Below are 20,792 nucleotides of genomic sequence, written 5' to 3'. Positions count from 1 at the left end.
GCGTCACACCACGTGCAGCGAGATGGCCAGGATCGCGATCAAGGCGACGATGACCAGCGATGCGGCGGCCATCAGGGCGACATTGCGACCGGAAAACTGGGCCGGCGCGCCGCCCATGCGCAGTTGCGCCTCGGCCCGGGCGCGTTCCAGGGCGGTCTGCATCATCGCCATCTTGTGATCGGAATCGGCGATGATGTCGTTCATCAGCTTGCGCTCCTCCTTGTAGAGGAGGGTCATGTCGGGCTGTTGCCGGATGGCGAGATCGAACAGGCGTCGCGCCTCCTTCTGGTCGCCGGCGACCTGCTCCAGATGGGCGCGATAGGCAATCATGTGCGCATTCTGGGGCAATGACGGCCAATATTCGCGAAGCCGGGCCACGGCATCGTGGACGCGCCCCTCCGCATGCAACCGACGACAATAGGCTATGCGAATTTCAGAGGTCGCGCCCTCCGAGGAGACGGCCCTCTCCAGCAAAGACAGGCCCGCCGCCTTGTGCCCGCGGCGGATGCAGCTTTGCGCGAGGCCGAACAGATATTTCGCCGACTGCGCCCGCTGCGCCCGCATCGTCTTCCTCAGCGGAGGGATGCGCCCTTCGACCAGATTGTCGAACAGTCCGGCCAGAATATCCATTTGCTGAAGCGCGGCGCCCGATGGATGGCCGCTATAGGGCGTTTCGACCGGAATGATGCGGTTGCTCGCGGCCCGCATGGCCGCCGCATGCTTCGCATCGGTGTCATGCGGATCATAAACAACATAGATGGCCGCGCCGGTATGCGCCAAAATGGCGTCCAGCGACTGATGCTTGAAACTGATCTTCGCGGCGGATCCGGCCCATCGATCGTCGAAATCGACAATGGCGGGGTCGATGGAATATTGGGGCGAGAGGGCGATGACGACGTTCGCCTTGACGATCTCGGCAAAATAGATGGCGGCATAGCCGCCCATGCCGGAACCGTAGCAGACGACGAAATCATAATCCGACAGCCGCCCGGCAATCGCGTCCCGAAGCTGTTCGCGCGAAATATCCTGAAACCAGTTGTTGATGTTGCACTTCAACGTCAGGACATCGAACCCGCGCTCCAGCATAAAATGTTCGGCAAACCCAGGCTGGCGCATATTGCGGGTGGCCTCTTGGGCGAAAGTGACGGCCAGTTTGTTGGATCGCTTTTTCGCGCTGACATATTCAACGCCGGTGTTGCCGTTCCCGAACAGCCCCCGGCGGACATAGGGCGAATTTTCCTCCAGCCCCGCAAGCACCTGTTGTTCATCCCCGGCGGGCGCCTGGCGCGAAGTGTCGGGTGCGCTTGCCATCAATTCCCTCAAAACCCGTTCAATAGCCTGTTCCCGCTCGCCATAGCCGCTCGCCCGGCAAATGGAAACGCACAGATTGTGTCCGCTGTCCCGGTCAGACCGGCAGGGCGGTCGTATATTTCTTGACCGACAGGGCGAAATGCGACGCCGCGCCCGCGACCGAGGGGTGTTTGAGCAGCAGGCGCATGAGGAAATGTTCGTAATCCGCGACGTCGCTGGACACGACGCGCAGCAGATAATCCCACTCGCCCGACATGGCGTAGCATTCCATCACCCGCGCCTGATCCTGCACGAAGCCTTCAAAGGCGGCGATCGTTTCGCTGTCATAGGCCCGCATCCGCACATGGCAGAGCACGATCACATGCTGGCCCAGTTTTTCGGGATCGGCCAGGCGCACCGTGGCCCCCAATATCCCCGCCTCCTCCAGCGCGCGGATGCGACGCCAGCAGGATGGCGCGGTGCTGCCCACCCGTTCGGCAAGATCGGCATGGCTGCGCGCGGCGTCGCGCTGCAATTCGGCGACGATGCGGCGGTCGAGCGCGTCCATTTCGGCGATCTGTTTCATATAATGCCAATTTATCAAATCAGATTTGCAAATTCCAGCGCCATGACCGCGATTTAGAAACCCAATACCGCCCGAAATGCGAGATCATGTTTCGCATGGGAGAGATGCAGGACATGGTCGCCAAAGCGGCGGACTGGACCGTGCCGCAGGATTGGGACGCCTATAGCGCCGCCGATCATGCGACCTGGGACGCCCTGTTCGCGCGGCAGGCGGCGATGCTGCGCGGCCGCGTCGTGCCGGAATTTCTGGATGGGCTCGACATGTTGCGGATGGACCGGCCCGGCATCCCCCGGTTCGAGGCGCTGAACGAACGGCTGATGAAGGCGACCGGGTGGCGGGTGGTGGCGGCGCCGGGGCTGGTGCCCGATGAAATCTTCTTCGACCATCTGGCCCATCGCCGTTTCGTCGCCGGGCGCTTCATCCGTCGCCCCGACCAGATCGACTATCTGGAGGAGCCCGATGTCTTCCATGACATATTCGGCCATGTGCCATTGCTCGCCCATCGGGTGTTCGCCGATTATATGCAGGCCTATGGTCTGGGCGGGCTGCGCGCGGCGCGGCTGGGGGCGATCGACCATCTGGCGCGGCTTTACTGGTACACGGTCGAATTCGGCCTGATCGCGGGCGCGGGCGGACTGAAACTCTATGGCGCGGGGATCGTGTCGTCGCATGCCGAGTCGCTCTTCGCCCTCGACGATCCGTCCCCCAACCGGATCGGCTTTGACCTGCGCCGCGTGATGCGGACCCGCTACCGGATCAACGATTTCCAGCAGAGCTATTTCGTCATCGACAGTTTCGACGATCTGCTGCGCCAGACGCAGGATGCCGACCTTGGCCCGCTCTACGCCGCGCTGGAGGGCGAGGCCGACATCGCCCCCGACGCCCTGACCCCCGACGACCGGCTGATCCATCGCGGCACGCAGGCCCATGCGCGGCGGGCAGCCAGCGCGGAAGATTGAAAAAAGACCGAGGAGAGAATGCCATGACCGCCCATAGCCTGTTCAGCCTGGACAATCCCGTCGGGCTCAACGGTTTCGCCTTTGTCGAATTTACCGCGCCCGACCCTGATGGGCTGGCCCGGCTGTTCGCGATGCTGGGTTTCGCGCCAGCCGCGCGGCGGGCCGACCGGGGCCTGACGCTGTGGCGGCAGGGACAGATCGCCTTCATCCTGAACGCGGGCGACGGGCACGCCGCCGATTTCCGCGCCGCCCATGGCCCGTCGGCCTGCGGCATGGGCTTTTGCGTCGCCGACGCGCGGACCGCCCATCAAGTCGCGCTGGCGCGCGGCGCTAAGGATGCGGATACGGCGAGGAGCGCCCTGCCCGGCGCCCATGCGGTGCAGGGCATTGGCGGGTCGCTGCTCTATCTGGTGAGCGGCGATCCCTTCGCGGACTGGGACGAGGTTCCCGGCTGGCGGGAAGATGCGGCGCGCAAGGGCGTTGGCCTGAACCTGCTCGACCACCTGACCCATAATGTCCGGCGCGGGCAGATGCGGGTGTGGGCGGATTTCTATGAGCGTGTCTTCCGGTTCAGGGAACAGCGTTTCTTCGACATCAAGGGGCAGGCGACCGGCCTGTTCAGCCAGGCGATGATCGCGCCCGATGGCGCGATCCGCATCCCCCTTAATGAAAGTCAGGACGAACAGAGCCAGATCGAGGAGTTCATCCGCGATTATGGCGGCGAGGGCATTCAGCATCTGGCGCTGACCACCGACGATATTCACGCCACGGTCGAAAAGCTGCGCGCGGGCGGCGTGCGGTTTCAGGATACGCCCGACACCTATTATGAAGCGGTCGACGCCCGCATCCCCGGCCATGGCGAGGACATCGAGCGCCTGCAAGCCAACCGCGTGCTGATCGACGGCGACCGCGAGCAGGAGGGCATACTCCTGCAAATCTTCACCGACACGATGGTCGGCCCGATCTTTTTCGAGATCATCCAGCGCAAGGGCAATGAGGGCTTTGGCAACGGCAATTTCCAGGCGCTGTACGAGTCGATCGAACTGGACCAGATCCGGCGCGGCGTCGTCCATATGGGCGACCGGGCGGAGAAAAACGACCGGACGGCGTGATTTCGGAGAGGGGGCGGCGGGCCTGTCCAGGAACGCCGCCCCACTATGATTTGCGCATAGACCGCAACTTCGCCATCATATTTACCTCCCTCCACAGCGCGGTCCCGCGCATCATGCCCGGCCGGCCACCCCCTGAGGTGGAGAATAATAATGGCCGTCCGGGGCCATTGTCATCAAACTGAAACCTCACTGTCACAATGGCGCGACGAAGCATGGCTACCGCGCATTGCAACGAAGGCGACGGCGGCAAGTGAAACACCGCAGCCATGCCTTTGATGGAGGTTATCTTGAAGAAATTCGCTCTTCTGGCCGCGTCGTCGGCAGCCATTTTCGCTCTCGCCGCCTGTGGCGACCAGGCCGGCGGCGGCGCCAGCGCCGGCACCCGCGACCAGATCCGCGCGGTCGGTTCGTCCACCGTCTATCCCTTTGCCACGGCGGTCGCCGAACTGTTCGTGCAGAACAATCCCGGCATGAAGTCGCCGATCATCGAATCGACCGGCACCGGCGGCGGCATGAAGCTGTTCTGCGCGGGCGTGGGCGCGCAGCATCCCGACATTGAAAACGCTTCGCGCCGGATGAAGAAGAGCGAGTTCGACCAATGCCAGGCCAATGGCGTCAAGGACATCATCGAAATTCAGGTCGGCGTCGACGGCCTGGCCTTCGCCGAGGCCAAGAACGGCCCCGGTTTCAAGCTGACGCCCAAGATCGTTTATGAGGCGCTGGCCGCCAATCCCTATGGCAAGGGCCCGAACAAGGCGCAGACCTGGAAGGATGTCGACCCCAGCCTGCCCGCCGTCGCCATCTCCGTATTCGGCCCGCCCTCGACCAGCGGCACCCGCGATTCGCTCGCCGAACTGATCCTGGAAAAGGGTTGCCAGAGCGATGAGGCGATGAAGGCGCTGAAGGAAAAGGACGAGGACGAATATAAGGCGACCTGCACCCGCGTTCGCGAGGACGGCAAATATGTCGATTCGGGCGAGAACGACAATCTGATCGTCCAGAAGCTGGCCGCCAACCCCAATGCCGTCGGCGTTTTCGGCTACAGCTTCCTTGAGGAAAATCTCGACTCGCTGAAGGATATTCCGCTGAGCGGCGTCCAGGCGACCTATGACACGGTGGCGAAGGGCGAATATCCCGGCGCGCGGCCGCTCTACATCTATGTGAAGAAGGCGCATATGCAGGCCATTCCGGGCCTTCAGGCCTATCTGGACGCCTTCGCCGCCAACTGGGGCCCCGGTGGCGCGCTGACCAAGCGCGGCATGGTCGCGGCGACGGAGGAAGCCCGCAAGGCGAGCGCCGACGCGGTCAAAAACCTGACGCCGCTTGACGGTTCGGCGCTGAAATAAGCGAAAAGGACCGATGAACGGACCCGCACTCCTGCTGCTGCTCGCTGGCCTGGGCGTCATCGCCTGGGTCAGCGCGCGCGCCCGCGCCATCCGCCTGAAGGTCGCCGCACAGGCGACCGGACGGCGCGGCGCCATGCACAGCCTGCCGGGCTATCATGGCTGGTATGTCGCGCTGTGGACGCTGGCGCCTTCGCTGCTGTTCCTGGCGGTGTGGGGGCAGGTGTCGCCCGGCCTTGTCACCCAGGCGGTGATGGAAAGTCCGGCGGCGCAGAGCCTGCCCGCCGACGGCTTCACCCGTTCGGCGGTGCTGGGCGAGGCGCGGGCCATCGCCACGGGCAAGCAGGCGGGCGGGTTCAATCCGCAATCGGCCGCGCTGGTCGAACCCTATCGCGCGGCGATCAGCCATTACGCCATGGCGGGCGCGGCGCTGGCCGTGCTGCTGGCCTTTGCCGGGGGCGCCTATGCCTTCACCCGCATCCGCCCCGATTTCCGGGCGCGCACGCGGGTCGAGCGGCTGGTGATGGCGACGCTGATGTTCGCATCGCTGATCGCGATCATCACCACGCTGGGCATCGTATCGTCGCTGCTGTGGGAATCGCTGCGCTTCTTTTCGATGGTGAACCCCATCGACTTCCTGTTCGGCCTGAAATGGAGCCCGCAATCGGCGGCCATGGGCTATGGCAATGAGGACGCCTTCGGCGCGGTGCCGCTGTTCTGGGGCACGATCTTCATCGGCGCGATCATCGCCATGATCGTCGCCATCCCGCTGGGCCTGATGAGCGCGGTATACCTGACCCAATATGCAAGCCCGGTGGTGCGCCGCTGGCTGAAGCCCATGCTGGAGGTGCTGGCGGGCGTGCCCACGGTCGTCTACGGCTATTTCGCGGCGCTGACCATCGCGCCCGCGCTGCGCGATCTGGCCGCCGCGCTGCACATTCCCGGCGCCAGTTCCGAAAGCGCGCTGGCCGCGGGTCTGGTGATGGGCGTGATGATCATTCCCTTCGTCTCCTCCATGGCCGACGACAGCATCGCCGCCGTGCCGCAATCCATGCGCGACGGCAGCCTGGCGATGGGCGCGACGACGAGCGAGACGATCCGCAAGGTGCTGATCCCCGCCGCATTGCCCGGCGTGGTCGGCGGCGTGCTGCTGGCCGTCAGCCGCGCCATCGGCGAAACGATGATCGTGGTGATGGCCGCCGGCCTTGCCGCCAACCTGACGCTCAATCCCTTCGCCAGCGTGACCACGGTGACGACCCAGATCGTCCAGTTGCTGACCGGAGATCAGGAGTTCGACAGCGCCAAGACGCTGGCCGCATTCGCGCTGGGGCTGGTGCTGTTCATCGTCACCCTGTTGCTCAACATCGTGGCCCTGCGGGTCGTGAAGAAATATCGCGAGGCTTACGAGTGACCACGACCCGCAATCCCACCGACTGGAAGTCGGACGCGATGCAGCGCCGGATCGCCCGCCGCTACGCCGCCGAGCGCCGCTTCAGGCTGGCGGGTCTGGCCGCCGTGCTGCTGTCGGTCGCCTTCCTCGCCTTCCTGCTGGGCAGCATGATGGGCAACGGCCTGCGCGGCTTCACCAGCACGCAGATCGCGCTGAAAGTCGATTTCCCGGCCTCGCCGCTGGTGCTTGATCCCGACGCCATCACCGATCAGGCATTGGCCAACGCCAACCTGCCGATGGTGACGGCGGCCATCGCTGACAAGGCGCTGGGTCCGGACAGCGAGGCGTTGCTGGCGCCCACCGCCTGGACCGCGATCCGCGACGCGATTAGGGCCGACCCCAGGATTTTGAGCCAGACGGCGACCATCCATGTCCCCGCCGCCACGGCCATCGACCTGGCCGCCAAGGGCGACGGAACGCCCGACGCCGAGGCCGCCGTCGACCGGCTGGACAAGGCGGGCATGCTGAGCACCGGTTTCAACTGGGGCTTCCTGACCGGCAGCGACGGCACCGATCCGGCGCAGGTCGGCATCTGGGGCGCGTTCAAGGGATCGTTGCTGACGATGTTCGTGACGCTGATCCTCAGCTTCCCCATCGGCGTCGCCACCGCCCTCTATCTGGAGGAATATGCGCGCAAGAACTGGGTGACCGACATTATCGAGGTGTCGATCAACAATCTGGCCGCCGTTCCCTCCATCATCTTCGGCCTGCTCGGCCTGTCGATCTTCCTCAACCTGCTGCACATGCCGCGATCCGCCGCGCTGGTGGGCGGATTGACGCTGGCGCTGATGACCATGCCGGTCATCGTCATCGCCGGGCGCAACGCGATCAAGGCGGTGCCGCCCAGCATCCGCGACGCGGCGCTGGGCATCGGCGCTTCACCGGTGCAGGTGGTGTTCCACCATGTCCTGCCCCTGGCCCTGCCCGGCATTTTGACCGGCACCATCATCGGCATGGCGCGCGCGCTGGGCGAAACCGCGCCGCTGCTGATGATCGGCATGCGCGCCTTCATCGCGACGCCGCCCGGCGGCGTCACTGATCCCGCGACCGTGCTGCCGGTGCAAATCTTCCTGTGGTCCGACGAAGTGTCGAAGGGCTTTGTGGAAAAGACGTCGGCGGCGATCATCGTGCTGCTGGTCTTCCTGCTCGCGATGAACGGCCTCGCCATCTATCTCCGCAACAAATTTGAACGACGGTGGTAACCGATCCCATGACCGAAGAACAAAAATCCCTGATGCCCGCCAACCCCAAGATGTCGGCCCGCGACGTCAAGGTTTTCTATGGGGCGAAGGAAGCGATCAAGGGCGTGTCCATCGACGTCGACATGGACAATGTCACCGCCTTCATCGGCCCGTCGGGTTGCGGCAAGTCGACCTTCCTGCGGACGCTGAACCGCATGAACGACACCGTGGCGAGCGCGCGGGTGGAAGGCACGATCACGCTGGACGGCGAGGATATCTATGCCTCCAGCATGGACGTGGTGCAGTTGCGCGCGCGCGTCGGCATGGTGTTCCAGAAGCCCAACCCCTTCCCCAAGTCGATCTACGAAAACATCGCCTATGGCCCGCGCATCCATGGGCTGGCGGCGTCGAAGGCGGATCTGGACATCATCGTCGAAAGGTCGCTGCGCCGCGCGGGTCTGTGGGAAGAGGTGAAGGACCGGCTGCATGACAGCGGCACCGCCCTCTCGGGCGGCCAGCAGCAGCGGCTGTGCATCGGCCGCGCCATCGCGGTGGAGCCCGAAGTCATCCTGATGGACGAACCCTGTTCGGCGCTGGACCCCATCGCCACCGCCAAGATCGAGGAGCTGATCCACGAATTGCGCGGCAAATATGCGATCGTCATCGTGACCCATAACATGCAGCAGGCTGCCCGCGTGTCGCAGCGCACGGCCTTTTTTCACCTGGGCGACCTGGTCGAATATGGCGTCACCACCGACATCTTCACCAATCCGCGCCAGGAGCGGACCAAGGATTATATCACCGGGCGTTATGGCTGATTTGCGGGCCGATCCGGGCGGAGAGACGAGACATGGCTGAACATACGATCAAGGCCTTTGACGAGGAAATCGACACGCTGCGCGGGCTGATCGCCGAAATGGGCGGACGCGCGGAAGCCGCCATTGAAAAGGCGATGCTGGCGTTGCAGCGGCACGACAGGGAACTGGCGGCGCAGGTGGTGGCCGAAGACAAGCGCATCGACGCCATCGAGGCGGAGGTCGAGAAGCTGGTCATCCAGATCATCGCCCTGCGCGCGCCCATGGCCAACGACCTGCGCGACGTGATCGCCGCGCTGAAGATCGTGGCCGTGGTCGAGCGGATCGGCGATTACGCCAAGAATATCGCCAAGCGCGTGCCGATCATCGCCGTCAACAAGCGGACGCTGGAGCCGATTTCGCTGCTGCCGTCGATGGGACAGGTTGCGGGCGAGATGGTGCAGGACGCGCTCAACGCCTTTGCCGCGCGCGACCCGGACCTCGCCGTCGCGGTGGTCGAGCGCGACACGGTGGTCGACGATTTCTACAACAGCGTCTTCCGCACGCTGGTGACCTATATGGTCGAAAATCCCAAGACGATCAGCGAGTGCGCGCATCTGTTGTTCGTCGCCAAGAATATCGAGCGGATCGGCGACCAGGCGACCAATGTGGCCGAGATGGTCTATTATGCCGCGACCGGCAACAGCCTGCCGGAGCGCGAGCGCGGCCCGTCCGAGATCGAGGAGTAAGCCGCCATGAACCGGGCCAAAATGTTGCTGGTCGAGGATGACGCAGCGCTCGCCGAACTGCTGATCTGGCATTTCAAGCGCGAGGATTTCGAGGTCATCCACACGGTGGACGGCGAAGAGGCGCTGCTGCTGGCGCAGGAAAATGTGCCCGACATCGTGCTGCTCGACTGGATGGTCGAAAGCCTGTCGGGGATCGAGGTGTGCCGCCGTCTGCGCCGCATGACCGGCACCGCCAATGTGCCGATCATCATGCTGACCGCGCGTGGGGAGGAAGAGGATCGCGTGCGCGGCCTGGAAACCGGCGCCGACGATTATGTGACCAAGCCCTTTTCACCGCGCGAACTGGTCGCCCGCGTCGGCGCTGTGCTGCGCCGGGTGCGCCCGGCGCTGGCCGGCGAGACGCTGACCTTTGCCGATGTCGAGATGGATACGGTGGGGCACAAGGTGCGGCGCGGCGGTCAGGTCATTCCGCTCGGGCCGACCGAGTTCCGGCTGCTCAAGCATTTTCTGGAGCATCCCGGCTGGGTCTTTTCGCGCGAGCGGCTGCTCGACAGCGTGTGGGGGCAGGACAGCGACATCGAGCTGCGCACCGTGGACGTCCACATCCGCCGCCTGCGCAAGGCGATCAATGCGGATGGCCATTTCCACGACATCATCCGCACCGTGCGATCGGCCGGTTACGCGCTGGATACCGAAGGGGCGGCCTGAGCCGTATCAGTCGGCGTCGGCCGCCAGATAGACGCGGTTGCGGCCATGTTCCTTGGCCAGATAAAGCGCGCGATCAGCGGCCTTGAGCGCGGCGCGCGGGTCTTCATAGGCGTGGACATTGGCGACGCCTGCTGAAAAGCTGATCTTTTCCATGCGTTCGCCGTTCGAGCGGTTGACCAGGTTGCGGCTGGCGAGATCGGCGCGCACCCCGTCGACCAGTTCGCACGCTTCCGGCGCGGTCTTGCCCCGGAACAGCATCACGAACTCCTCGCCGCCATGGCGAGCGACATGGCAACGGTCGTTCGACACCTTCGCCAGCAACCCGGCGACGAATTTCAGCACCCGATCGCCCGTGTCATGGCCGTGGGTGTCGTTGATGATCTTGAAATGGTCAATGTCGCAAAAGGCGACGCTGATCTGTTCGCCCTGGGCCTGGGCGAGCAGCAATTCTTCCTTCAGCACCGATTCGAAGGCCCGGCGGTTGGGGAGCCCGGTCAGATGGTCATGTTCGGCGGCGCGGCGCGCGCTTTCCAGGCTGGATTTGAGCGCCTGCGTCTGCTTCTGGCTTTCGCGCATCTGGTTTTCGACCTGGCGGGTCTTTTCAACCATCGACCGGGTCAGGTTGACCAGTCGCGACAGCACCGGAGCGGCATTCTCGCCATCGGCCAGACCCTTGGCCTGTTCCTGCAGGGCGGCGCCATAATCCTTGGCCGAATTGCGCGATTCGTGGACGAGACCGCCGAACTGGGCAAGATTTTCCTCGACCTTGTCGAGCATGGTCGCGAGCGATTCGGGCGTCACTTCGTCGGCGCGCTGTTCGGCGACGACGCTTTCGACCCAGCCGTTGGTGATCTTGCCGCGCTCCATCAGCACCGCCTTGATCGCCTTTTCCACACCGATATTGGCGCCGGTCATATAATCCAGCGCGACGCTGAAATTGAGCGGGGTCAGATCAAGGTCGTGGGCGAACAGGAAATCGCCGATGTCGCTGTATAGCTGGCGGCGGCGATTGATTTCGCGCATCATCGAATTGTTGGCGTTGCGCGCCGGCGGCCCCGGCTCGGGTTCATCCTCGCTCTTGCCTGAAAGCCCCCTTGCCCACCGCGTCAGGCGGTCGGTCAGTCCATGCTGCGCATTGGCGGAAGATGATGTCGCGTTTGCCATGCCCGTCATAACGACAGCAGAACGACAAGGTTAAGGGCGCGGCAAAGATTTTCACGGGAGGCTGGCGGCCCCCCTCAAATATCGGCGGCGATCAGCCAGTCGCGGAACAGGTGAACAGCCCGCGTCTGCAGCGCGCGCGGGCGGCAGACGAAGAAATAGCGATAGGGACTTTCAACCGAAGTGGTCGGCAAAAGGCGCACCAGCCGGGGATCGGCCGCTTCGCGGAAATGGCTGCTGTGCATGACCGCAACCCCCAGCCCCTGCGCCGCCGCCTCCAGCATCAACTGGCCCGAATCATAGCTGTCGATGGCGGCTGGTTGCAGGTCGGGCAGGTTGACCGCTTCCTTCCAGGCTTCGAACGCCAGCGCCATGTCGCGGTGGAGAAGCACGGTCTGGCCCGCCAGATCCGCCGGGTTGGCCAGAACATGCGGCCCTTCCGCCAGCGCCTTCGCACCGATCAGATAGACTTCGTCGCGATCCAGTTCGTGGGCGTAGAGCGCCGGGTCGATATCCTTCGCCAGCACGATCGCGGCATCCAGCCCCTCGCCCAGGCGCGCGACGGCGTGAGGCGTGGTTTCGATGTCGAGGTGAAGTTGCGGGTGCATCTGGCGCAGTCGCCCCAGATGCGGGAAGAGCCGCTGGGTCGCGAACAGGGGCATGACCGCCAGCCGCAGCCGCAACTGGTTGCCGCCATTCTGGATATTTTCCAGCGCCTGGCTCATCGCGTCGAGCGCGGGCGCCAGCTCCTCCAGCAGCCGCTGCCCCTCCGCATTGATTTCCAGCGCCTGATGCTTGCGATCGAACAGCGGGCGGCCAATGAACCGCTCGAGCGCCTGCACACGGCGGCTGAGCGCCGGAGTCGACAAGGCAAGTTCTTCCGCCGCCGCCTTGACCGAACCAAGGCGCGCGACCTGAACAAAGGCCTCCAGGGCCGTCAGGGGCGGTAAACGTCGCATTTCCGTCTTTTCAATCCGAAGCCTTCTGGCTGTTGCGTCGCGTCATTCCTGCTTATCGTTACGCAATCAAGCCCGTTCCTTCATCCTGCCGCGCATGATCCTGAAAAGTCGCGCACAAGGCAAGATGCAATATGGGCAACGGCCCGATCAAATTTTGCACTTGCGAAATATCATGCTGCAGTGCATATAGAAAAGGCCTTTCAGGCATCCTCTCCTAAAACTTCCGGGCCGGCGTTCGCGTCGGCCCTTTTTTTTGTGCGCCGATAGGGTCTTACACCCGGGCCGATCCGTTCCTACCTACAGGCCACAAAGCAGCAGGAACGAGGATCGCCATGGCCGATCAGGAACAGGAACAGCGCCGGATACAGGTGGCCAACGCCCGACCGGAAGATGCGGGACGCGGCCTTGCGCGCATACCGGTCGCGGTCATGGCCCAGCTTTCGCTGAGCGAAGGCGACGCGATCGAGATCGTGGGCAAGCGCAGCACGCCCGCGCGCGTGGTTCGCCCCTATAAGGAGGACGAAGGGCTGGACGTGATCCGGCTGGACGGCCTGCAACGCGCCAACGCCGGCGTCGGATCGGGCGATTTCGTCGCCATCAACCGCATTGATCCGCGCCCGGCGCAGCGCGTCGTGTTCGCACCCGCACAAGATAATTTGCGGCTCCAGGGCAATCCCGAGGCATTGAAGCGCGTCTTTTTCAAACGGCCGCTGACCGCCGGCGATGTCGTCGCCACGGCGGGGCAGCAACAGGTCGACCGGGCCGACATGCCCGCCCATCTGCGCCAGATGCTGGCGGCGCCCGCCTATGCGCTTCAGGAAATCCGGCTGGTCGTGGTGTCGACCACGCCCAAGGGCATTGTCGAGATCAGCGCCGAAACCGAAGTCGAATTGCGCGCCGAATATGAGGAGCCGCGCGAGGCGCGGCGGGCGGACGTCACCTATGACGATGTCGGCGGCATGGCCGAAACCATCGACCAGTTGCGCGAAATGGTGGAATTGCCGCTGCGCTACCCCGAACTGTTCCGGCGGCTGGGCGTCGATCCGCCGCGCGGCGTGCTGCTCCACGGTCCGCCGGGCACCGGCAAGACCCGCCTCGCCCGCGCGGTCGCCAATGAATCGGAGGCGGAATTTTTTCTGATCAACGGGCCGGAGATCGTCGGATCGGCCTATGGCGAATCGGAAAAGAAGCTGCGCGAGATATTCGAGGAGGCGGCCAAGGCCGCGCCCTCCATATTGTTCATCGACGAGATCGATTCGATCGCGCCCAAGCGGGGCCAGGTGACCGGCGAGACGGAGAAGCGGCTGGTCGCCCAGTTGCTGACGCTGATGGACGGGCTGGAGCCGCGCACCAATCTGGTGGTGATCGCGGCGACCAACCGGCCGGAGGCGATTGACGAGGCGCTGCGGCGTCCCGGCCGGTTCGACCGCGAAATCATCGTCGGCGTGCCCGACGAACGCGGGCGGCGCGAGATATTGGGCATCCATACGCGCGGCATGCCGCTCGATCCGGGCGTCGACCTCAATGAACTGGCGCGCACCACTTACGGCTTTGTCGGCGCGGACCTGTCCGCCCTGACGCGCGAAGCCGCGATCGAGGCGGTGCGCCGGTTCATGCCGCGCCTCAATCTGGACGATGGCACCATCCCGCCCGAAGCGCTGGACGAACTGAGCGTCACGCGCGACGATTTTCTGGCCGCGATCAAGCGCGTGCAGCCATCGGCGATGCGCGAGGTGATGGTGCAGGCGCCCAATATCGGCTGGTCCGATATAGGCGGCCTGGACGACGCGCAGATGCGGTTGAAGGAGGGGGTCGAACTGCCGCTCAGAAACCCGCAGGCCTTCCGTCGCCTGGGCATCCGCCCGGCCAAGGGCTTCCTGCTCTATGGGCCGCCGGGCACCGGCAAGACATTGCTGGCGAAGGCGGTCGCGCGCGAGGCGCAGGCCAATTTCATCGCCACCAAATCGAGCGACCTGCTGTCCAAATGGTATGGCGAAAGCGAGCAGCAGATCGCCCGGCTGTTCGCCCGCGCGCGGCAGGTGGCGCCGACCGTCATCTTCATCGACGAACTCGACAGCCTGGTCCCCGCGCGCGGCGGGGGCTTGGGCGAACCGGCGGTGACGGAGCGGGTGGTGAACACCATCCTTGCCGAGATGGACGGGCTGGAGGAATTGCAGTCCGTCGTGGTGATCGGCGCGACCAACCGGCCGACCCTGATCGACCCGGCTTTGCTGCGCCCCGGCCGCTTCGACGAGCTGATCTATGTGCCCGTGCCCGACGAGGCTGGACGGCGGCGCATATTGGGCATCCATATGAGCAAGATGCCGGTAAGCGAGGATGTCGATCTCGACGCGCTGGCGGCGGCGACGGACCATTTCACCGGCGCGGATCTGGAGGATCTGGTGCGCCGCGCGGGCCTGAGCGCGCTGCGCCGGTCGCTGGACGTCGAGACGGTGACGCAGGCCGATTTCGACGCTGCGCTGGCCGACACCCGCGCTTCCGTCACGCCCGAAATGGAGCGGGAATATGGAGAAATCCGCGCGAAGCTGAAGCAAAGCGCGATGCAGGTCGACCCCATCGGCTTCGTGTCGCCCGGCATGTTGCGCCCGCGCGACTGAACCGCCGGGGGCGGCGGGGCGCAACCTTGCCGCCCCTTCCGGCGTTCAGCAAAGGGGTCGGATCGAAGCGAACGCCTTGCATCCCGGCCCGCCATCTGCGACGCGATGGCCAACGGGCCTGTCGCAAGGGAATGATCGGACTTTCATGGCTTTTGACACAGGCAAACGGACGCAAACGCCCCTCTTGAAGCGCGGCGGCGCCTTTTTCCGCCAATGGATGCTGTTTGCGCGGCAATTTGCGCGCCATCCCGGCATGGTCGGGTCGGTCATCCCATCGTCGCCCGCGCTGGTCGACGCGATGCTGGAACAGGTGGACTGGGCATCGACCCGGTTGTTCGTGGAATATGGGCCGGGCATGGGCACCTTCACCCGCACCGTGCTGGAAAGGATGCGGCCCGACGCGACCTTGCTGGCGATCGACCTCAATCCCGATTTCGTCGGCTGGCTGAAACGCGAGATTCATGATCCCCGCCTGCATGTGGTGGAGGGTTCGGCAGCGGACGTGCGCCGCTTCATGGCCGGATGCGGCCATCAGGCGGCCGACTATATCCTGTCGGGCCTGCCCTTTTCGACGCTGCCCAGGGGCGTGGGCGAGGCGATCGCATCGGAAACGGCCGCTGCCCTGCGCCCCGGCGGGGAATTTCTGGTCTATCAATATTCCGCCTTCGTCCGCCCTCTGCTGGAGCCGCGCTTTGCCGATGTGCAGGACAGAATCGTGTGGATGAACATTCCCCCTGCCCGCATTTTCCGGGCCACCCGCACCGCCGCGCTGGCACAGGCGGCCTGACCGCCGGTTTCATCCCAAACCCCCGGCCCAAACCCCAAAAACGCCCGCGCCGTTTGACTTCGCGATGCCATCGGGTAACCAAGGGCCTGAGACGCAAGGGGATTTTGGCGCAATGGGGACGGCCGCCCAACACGGGGAGGACTGGGCAGATCTGTTCCTTTCAGCGGCGCTGGAACCCGAAGGCTGGGATGCGGCCATCCGGGCGATGGCGCACGCCACCGGATCGCGCCATGGCCAGTTGATCGGTTTCGGGCGCGATACGGCTGCCTTCAACTGGATCAGCGACATCGACGCAAGCCTGGTCGCGCGAGCCGCAGCCATTGACCTCAACCGACCCGATCTCAACTTTCGCATGGGCGCGGACCGGATCGCGGGTCGGCCCGACATTGTGCACGAGGCCCATTATGATGTGGCGCGGCGAAAACTGGCCGAGGACGACTATCTCGACCTGTGCGCCGAATTCGACATTTTCAACGGGTGCCAGACGCGATTGCTGGCGGAGCCGGGCATGATGATCGGTCTGGCCCTGTTGCGGGGCACGGATGACGGCCGCACCACGCAGGAACAAAGGGCGCTGTTCGCCGAGATTGCCGGCCATGCGCGCGCTGCCGTCCGGTTGCAGAAATCGGTCGAGGAACAGGGCTTTGCCCTGTTGGCCGGCACGTTCGAAAGCATGTCGCGCGCCTGTTGGCTGATCGATTCGAGCGGCCGTGTCGGCGGCATGTCCGCCAGGGCCGAGCTGCTGCTGTCCGAAGGCAGGCTAAGGATCAGCGATCGGCAATTATCCACCGGGCGAGCGGACGAAACCCGCGCCATTGCGCACGCCATCCGCAAGGCGCTGACCAGCCCGCCCGCCCCCGCAGATCCCATCGCCCTGTCTGGCGAGGATGGCGGCATCGCCCTGTTGCTGGAAGTGCATCCCCTGCCCGCCCGGCCATGGGCGTTGCCCTTTGCCCCGCGCGCCATCGTCGTCGCGCGGCTGGGGGAAGCGACCGACAGGCATGTTGGCATATTGATGCGGACATTCGGGCTGACCCGGTCCGAAGCCGATATCGCCGTGCGGCTGGCGTCGGGCGAGGCCCGCGCCGCAATCAGCCTGGCGCGGGGTGTTTCAACCGAAACGCTGAAGGCGCAGATTCGCAGCATCTATGAAAAGACCGGCTGCAATCGCGAATCGCAACTGGTTCGCCTCGTGTCGCTGACCGGCTGCTGATTTTTCTGCCGCTTGCCCTCTTCCATACCCCGCGCGGGGTATGGCGGCGCCCACCAGCCGGGTTAATCCCGGTCCAAGGCAGCCGGACCATTCGCGACCCATGGTCCGGCTGCTGCTTTCATGGCGTCGGCCTTTCATGTTAAGGGGTGCCCGATTTCGGTACGAGGCCCTGCAATGAACGACCTGACCCAGACCCCTGAAATGCTGATCGCGACCATGGGCGCGCGGGCGCGCCGCGCCGCTGCGGCTCTGTCGCAGGCCAGCGACGCGCAGAAGGCCGATGCGCTGATCCGGGGCGCGCAGGCGCTGCGCGGCCAGTCCGCCGCCATCATCGCCGCCAATGCGCGCGACATGGAAAGCGCCACCGATAACGGCCTGTCCCCCGCCATGCTCGACCGGCTGCGGCTGGATGCCGCGCGGGTCGAAGCCACGGCCGCGGGCGTGGAGCAGGTCGCGCGGCTGCCCAATCCGCTGGGCGAGGTCATCAGTCGGCAGGTGCGGCCCAATGGGCTGGAGCTGACCCGCGTGCGCGTGCCCCTTGGCGTCATCGGCATCATCTATGAAAGCCGCCCCAATGTGACGGCGGACGCCGCCGCCCTGTGCCTGCGCGCGGGCAACGCCGTCATCCTGCGCGGCGGCAGCGAGGCGAGGGAAAGCAACCGCGCGATCCACGCCGCGCTGGTGCAGGGCATTGTCGAAGCGGGCTTGCCCGCCGACGCCGTGCAGCTCATCCCCACGACCGACCGCGCCGCCGTTGGCGCGCTGCTCAAGGCGGCCGAGCATATCGACATGATCGTGCCGCGCGGCGGCAAGAGCCTGGTCGCGCGCGTGCAGGAAGAGGCGCGCGTGCCGGTTCTGGCCCATCTGGACGGCATCAACCACAGCTATGTCGATGGCGCGGCCGACCCGGCGATGGCGGAAAAGCTGGTGGTGAACGCCAAGATGCGGCGCACGGGCATTTGCGGCGCCACCGAAACGGTGCTGATCGACCGCGCTTATGGCGCGGCGCCCGCGCTGGTGAAGGCCTTGCTGGAAGCGGGATGCGCCGTGCGCGGCGACGAGGCGGTTCAGGCCATGGACGCCCGCGTTGCCGCCGCCAGCGAGGAAGACTGGGACACCGAGTATCTCGAGGCCATCGTGTCGGCGCGCATTGTCGATGGCGTGGACGACGCCATCGCCCATATCGCCGCCCATGGCAGCCACCATACCGATTGCATCATTACCGATGATGCGGCCGTGGCCGAGCATTTCCTGAACGCCGTCGACAGCGCCATCGTGATGTGGAACGCATCCACCCAGTTCGCCGATGGCGGGGAATTTGGCCTGGGCGCGGAAATCGGCATTTCCACCGGCCGCCTTCATGCGCGCGGCCCGGTCGCCCTGGAAGGATTGACCACCTATAAATGGATGGTGCGCGGCACGGGGCAAGCCCGCCCCTGATGGTGCCGCGAGCGGAGGCCGTTCAGGCCTTCGCCACCCGGTCGCGCATCGTCTGGCTGGCGCGGAAGGTCAGCACGCGGCGCGGCTCGATGGGGACTTCAACGCCGGTCTTGGGATTGCGGCCCATGCGCTGGGTCTTGTCGCGCAGGACGAAGGTGCCGAAGCTGGAGATTTTCACATTTTCGCCGCGCGCCAGCGCGTCGGTCATGTGATCCAGTATCGATTCGACGATCGCCGACGCTTCCGCCCGCGACAGGCCGATGTGGCGGTTGAGCGATTCGGCAAGGTCGGCCCGCGTCAAGGTTCCGCTTCCGGTCATCCGATCCCCTTTGTGCGCCCGAAATCCTCCCGATGACCGATGGACGCGATCAGTCGAATGAAATGTGCGGGATTTGCAAGGCTTTGGCAAGATCAGGCGGAAATGATCGCGCAACAATGGCGGCGATTACATGCGCAGGACGCAGGCGCCCCATGTAAAACCGCCGCCCATCGCTTCCAGAACGACGATGTCGCCCGCCTTGACGCGCCCGTCGCGCACCGCCACGTCAAGCGCCAGCGGCACCGATGCGGCCGATGTGTTGGCATGGCGATCGACCGTCACAACCACCTTGTCAGGCGACAATTTCAGCTTGCGCGCGGTGGCGTCGAGAATGCGGGCATTGGCCTGATGCGGGACCAGCCAGTCGATGTCCTGCGCGCTCAGGCCCGCAATCGCCATCACCTCGGTCAGCACCGACGCCAGGTTGACGACGGCGTGGCGGAACACTTCCTGCCCCTTCATCCGCAATTTGCCGACGGTCTGCGTCGTCGAAGGCCCGCCATCGACATAGAGCAACTGGTTGTGGCGGCCATCGGCATGCAGCTTCGCCGCCAATATGCCGCGTGCGCCATCCTCGCTCTCTTCCGCGCCGAGCACGATGGCGCCAGCGCCGTCGCCGAAGAGGACGCACGTGGTGCGATCATCCCAGTCGAGGATGCGGCTGAAGGTTTCGGCGCCGATCACCAGCGCGCGCTGCGCCGCGCCCGAGCGGATCATGCTGTCGGCCACGGTCACCGCATAGAGAAATCCCGAGCAGACGGCGGCAACGTCGAAGGCGACGCAATCTTCAATGCCCAGCGCCGCCTGAACGATGGTCGCGCTGGCGGGGAAAGTCTGGTCCGGCGTTGCGGTGGCGAGGATGATGAGGTCGATCGCCGATGCGTCGATGCCGGCGGCGGCGATCGCCGCGCGGGCGGCGTCGGTCGCCAGGCTGGACGTGGTTTCGCCTTCGCCGGCGATGTGACGCTGGCGGATGCCGGTGCGTTCCACGATCCATTCGTCGCTGGTATCGACGCGCTCCGCCAGCTCGGCATTGGAGACAGCATGGACGGGCAGGGCCGAGCCCGTGCCCAGAATGACGGAACGGCGAATCACTTGGCGGCGGGCTCCAGCATGGGGGCGGGCCTGGCGAAGGCTGGAACATTGGCCATGTCGGCGGCGATGCGCCGGGTGATGTCCTCTTCCAGCAGGCGGGCCGCGACATGCACGGCATTGGCCACGCCGGTATCGTTGGCGCTGCCATGGCTTTTCACCACCACGCCATTGAGCCCCAGGAAAACCGCGCCATTATGGTTGTTCGGATCAAGATGATGCTTGAGCAGATGCATCGCGGGCTTTGAAATCAGGAAACCCAGTTTCGAACGGATAGAACTGGTGAAGGCGCGCCGCAGCACGTCGGTGACAAAGCGCGCCGTGCCCTCCGCCGTCTTGAGCGCGACATTGCCCGAAAAGCCGTCACACACGATGACGTCGCATTCGCCGCTGGCGATCTTGTCGCCTTCGGTGAAGCCGTCGAAGCGCAGCGGCAATACGGTCGCGCGCAAGATTGCGGCGGCGTCGCGAATCTCGTCCGTGCCCTTGAGGTCTTCCGTGCCGATGTTGAGCAGGCGAACGCGCGGCTGTTCCAGATCGAGAGCGATTCGCGCATAGGCGGCGCCCATCACCGAAAATTGCACCAGATTGCGGGCGTCGCATTCGGGATTGGCGCCCAGGTCGAGCATGACGACATCATTGTCGCCCAGCGTCGGCAGCATCGCGGCCAGCGCGGGGCGGTCGATGCCCGGCATGGTGCGCAGCGCCAGCTTGGCCATCGCCATCAATGCGCCGGTATTGCCAGACGAGACAGCCGCGCCGGCGTCGCCCGATTTGACCGCGGCGATCGCCTTGGCCATCGAGCTGTTCTTCTTGCGAATGGCGACGCTGGGCTTCTCGCTGCCATCGACCACCGAATCGGCATGGACGATTTCCGACGCGGCCCGCAAATTGGGATGCCGGTCGAGCGCGGCCTTGAGCCGCGCTTCGTCGCCGAACAGGATGAAACGCAGGCCTTCGTGGCGGCGGCGGGCGAGCGCGACGCCCGCCATCATCACGCGCACGCCTTCATCTCCGCCCATCGCGTCTAT

General features: G+C 65.1%; 19 protein-coding genes. 12 read left to right on the top strand and 7 right to left on the bottom strand.

The features are described from left to right. Nucleotides 1–3 precede the first annotated feature (3 nt). Together GGR44_RS10605 and GGR44_RS10600 are read right to left on the bottom strand one after the other, a co-directional pair. Nucleotides 4–1,311 (bottom strand): hypothetical protein, encoded by a 1,308-nt coding sequence (locus GGR44_RS10605; RefSeq protein WP_183955548.1) that lies wholly within the window; start codon nt 1,309–1,311, stop codon nt 4–6. Nucleotides 1,312–1,405: 94 nt separating this feature from the next. Next, a complete protein-coding gene (locus tag GGR44_RS10600) occupies nt 1,406–1,876 on the bottom strand; it encodes an Lrp/AsnC family transcriptional regulator (RefSeq protein ID WP_183955547.1) in 471 nt (156 codons plus the stop codon). A gap of 95 nt (nt 1,877–1,971) precedes the next feature. Between GGR44_RS10600 and phhA the strand changes: the two genes are divergently transcribed. The 8 genes from phhA to phoB all read left to right on the top strand — a co-directional run bounded on the left by phhA (nt 1,972) and on the right by phoB (nt 10,172). Then, entirely contained in the window at nt 1,972–2,835 is an 864-nt protein-coding gene (phhA, locus tag GGR44_RS10595; RefSeq protein ID WP_183955626.1) for a phenylalanine 4-monooxygenase, read from the top strand. A gap of 23 nt (nt 2,836–2,858) precedes the next feature. Further along, a complete protein-coding gene (hppD, locus tag GGR44_RS10590) occupies nt 2,859–3,947 on the top strand; it encodes a 4-hydroxyphenylpyruvate dioxygenase (RefSeq protein WP_183955546.1) in 1,089 nt (362 codons plus the stop codon). 275 nt (nt 3,948–4,222) lie between these two features. Beyond that, a complete protein-coding gene (locus tag GGR44_RS10585) occupies nt 4,223–5,293 on the top strand; it encodes a substrate-binding domain-containing protein (RefSeq protein ID WP_183955625.1) in 1,071 nt (356 codons plus the stop codon). Between the two features lie 13 nt (nt 5,294–5,306). Beyond that, complete coding sequence (gene pstC / locus GGR44_RS10580) at nt 5,307–6,701, top strand: phosphate ABC transporter permease subunit PstC (RefSeq protein ID WP_183955545.1); 1,395 nt, start codon at nt 5,307–5,309, stop codon at nt 6,699–6,701. Between the two features lie 38 nt (nt 6,702–6,739). Further along, nucleotides 6,740–7,942 (top strand): phosphate ABC transporter permease PstA, encoded by a 1,203-nt coding sequence (gene pstA, locus GGR44_RS10575; protein ID WP_221214349.1) that lies wholly within the window; start codon nt 6,740–6,742, stop codon nt 7,940–7,942. 8 nt (nt 7,943–7,950) lie between these two features. After that, nucleotides 7,951–8,739: a phosphate ABC transporter ATP-binding protein PstB gene (gene pstB, locus GGR44_RS10570; protein ID WP_183955543.1), complete on the top strand. Its 789-nt coding sequence runs from the start codon at nt 7,951–7,953 to the stop codon at nt 8,737–8,739. A 32-nt stretch (nt 8,740–8,771) separates the two neighbouring features. Continuing rightward, nucleotides 8,772–9,464: a phosphate signaling complex protein PhoU gene (gene phoU / locus GGR44_RS10565; RefSeq protein ID WP_183955542.1), complete on the top strand. Its 693-nt coding sequence runs from the start codon at nt 8,772–8,774 to the stop codon at nt 9,462–9,464. A 6-nt stretch (nt 9,465–9,470) separates the two neighbouring features. Beyond that, nucleotides 9,471–10,172: a phosphate regulon transcriptional regulator PhoB gene (gene phoB, locus GGR44_RS10560; protein WP_183955541.1), complete on the top strand. Its 702-nt coding sequence runs from the start codon at nt 9,471–9,473 to the stop codon at nt 10,170–10,172. Between the two features lie 6 nt (nt 10,173–10,178). Here phoB and GGR44_RS10555 read toward each other — a convergent pair whose 3' ends face one another. Beyond that, a complete protein-coding gene (locus tag GGR44_RS10555) occupies nt 10,179–11,336 on the bottom strand; it encodes a GGDEF domain-containing protein (RefSeq protein WP_183955624.1) in 1,158 nt (385 codons plus the stop codon). A gap of 74 nt (nt 11,337–11,410) precedes the next feature. After that, nucleotides 11,411–12,292 (bottom strand): LysR substrate-binding domain-containing protein, encoded by an 882-nt coding sequence (locus GGR44_RS10550; protein ID WP_183955540.1) that lies wholly within the window; start codon nt 12,290–12,292, stop codon nt 11,411–11,413. A 332-nt stretch (nt 12,293–12,624) separates the two neighbouring features. Here GGR44_RS10550 and GGR44_RS10545 point away from each other — a divergent pair, with 332 nt between their 5' ends. The 4 genes from GGR44_RS10545 (at nt 12,625) to GGR44_RS10530 (ending at nt 18,350) form a co-directional block, all read left to right on the top strand. After that, nucleotides 12,625–14,910, top strand: a complete 2,286-nt coding sequence (locus GGR44_RS10545) for a CDC48 family AAA ATPase (protein ID WP_183955539.1) — start codon at nt 12,625–12,627, stop codon at nt 14,908–14,910. A gap of 145 nt (nt 14,911–15,055) precedes the next feature. Next, nucleotides 15,056–15,697: a class I SAM-dependent methyltransferase gene (locus tag GGR44_RS10540; protein ID WP_183955538.1), complete on the top strand. Its 642-nt coding sequence runs from the start codon at nt 15,056–15,058 to the stop codon at nt 15,695–15,697. Between the two features lie 112 nt (nt 15,698–15,809). Next, the gene (locus tag GGR44_RS10535) at nt 15,810–16,910 is read left to right on the top strand and encodes a helix-turn-helix transcriptional regulator (protein ID WP_183955537.1); all 1,101 of its coding nucleotides are present in this window, start codon (nt 15,810–15,812) and stop codon (nt 16,908–16,910) included. Between the two features lie 174 nt (nt 16,911–17,084). After that, nucleotides 17,085–18,350, top strand: a complete 1,266-nt coding sequence (locus GGR44_RS10530) for a glutamate-5-semialdehyde dehydrogenase (RefSeq protein ID WP_183955536.1) — start codon at nt 17,085–17,087, stop codon at nt 18,348–18,350. Between the two features lie 22 nt (nt 18,351–18,372). On the opposite strand, the gene GGR44_RS10525 is transcribed toward GGR44_RS10530, so the two are convergent. From GGR44_RS10525 to plsX, 3 genes are all read right to left on the bottom strand, one after another. After that, on the bottom strand, nt 18,373–18,669 hold the full coding sequence (locus tag GGR44_RS10525; protein WP_183955535.1) for an integration host factor subunit alpha: 297 nt from the start codon (nt 18,667–18,669) through the stop codon (nt 18,373–18,375). 126 nt (nt 18,670–18,795) lie between these two features. Continuing rightward, nucleotides 18,796–19,764, bottom strand: a complete 969-nt coding sequence (locus GGR44_RS10520; protein WP_183955534.1) for a beta-ketoacyl-ACP synthase 3 — start codon at nt 19,762–19,764, stop codon at nt 18,796–18,798. After that, nucleotides 19,761–20,783 carry a phosphate acyltransferase PlsX gene (gene plsX / locus GGR44_RS10515; protein WP_221214347.1) on the bottom strand — a complete coding sequence of 341 codons (1,023 nt, stop codon included), beginning with the start codon at nt 20,781–20,783 and terminating at the stop codon, nt 19,761–19,763. Before plsX ends, GGR44_RS10520 begins: the two co-directional genes overlap by 4 nt. Nucleotides 20,784–20,792 lie beyond the last annotated feature (9 nt).

The sequence above is a fragment of the Sphingobium fontiphilum genome (genome assembly GCF_014196635.1).
Classification (GTDB): Bacteria; Pseudomonadota; Alphaproteobacteria; order Sphingomonadales; family Sphingomonadaceae; genus Sphingobium; species Sphingobium fontiphilum.
Note: the sequence above shows the minus strand (reverse complement) of the source record. Positions and strands in the feature narration are given on the sequence as shown.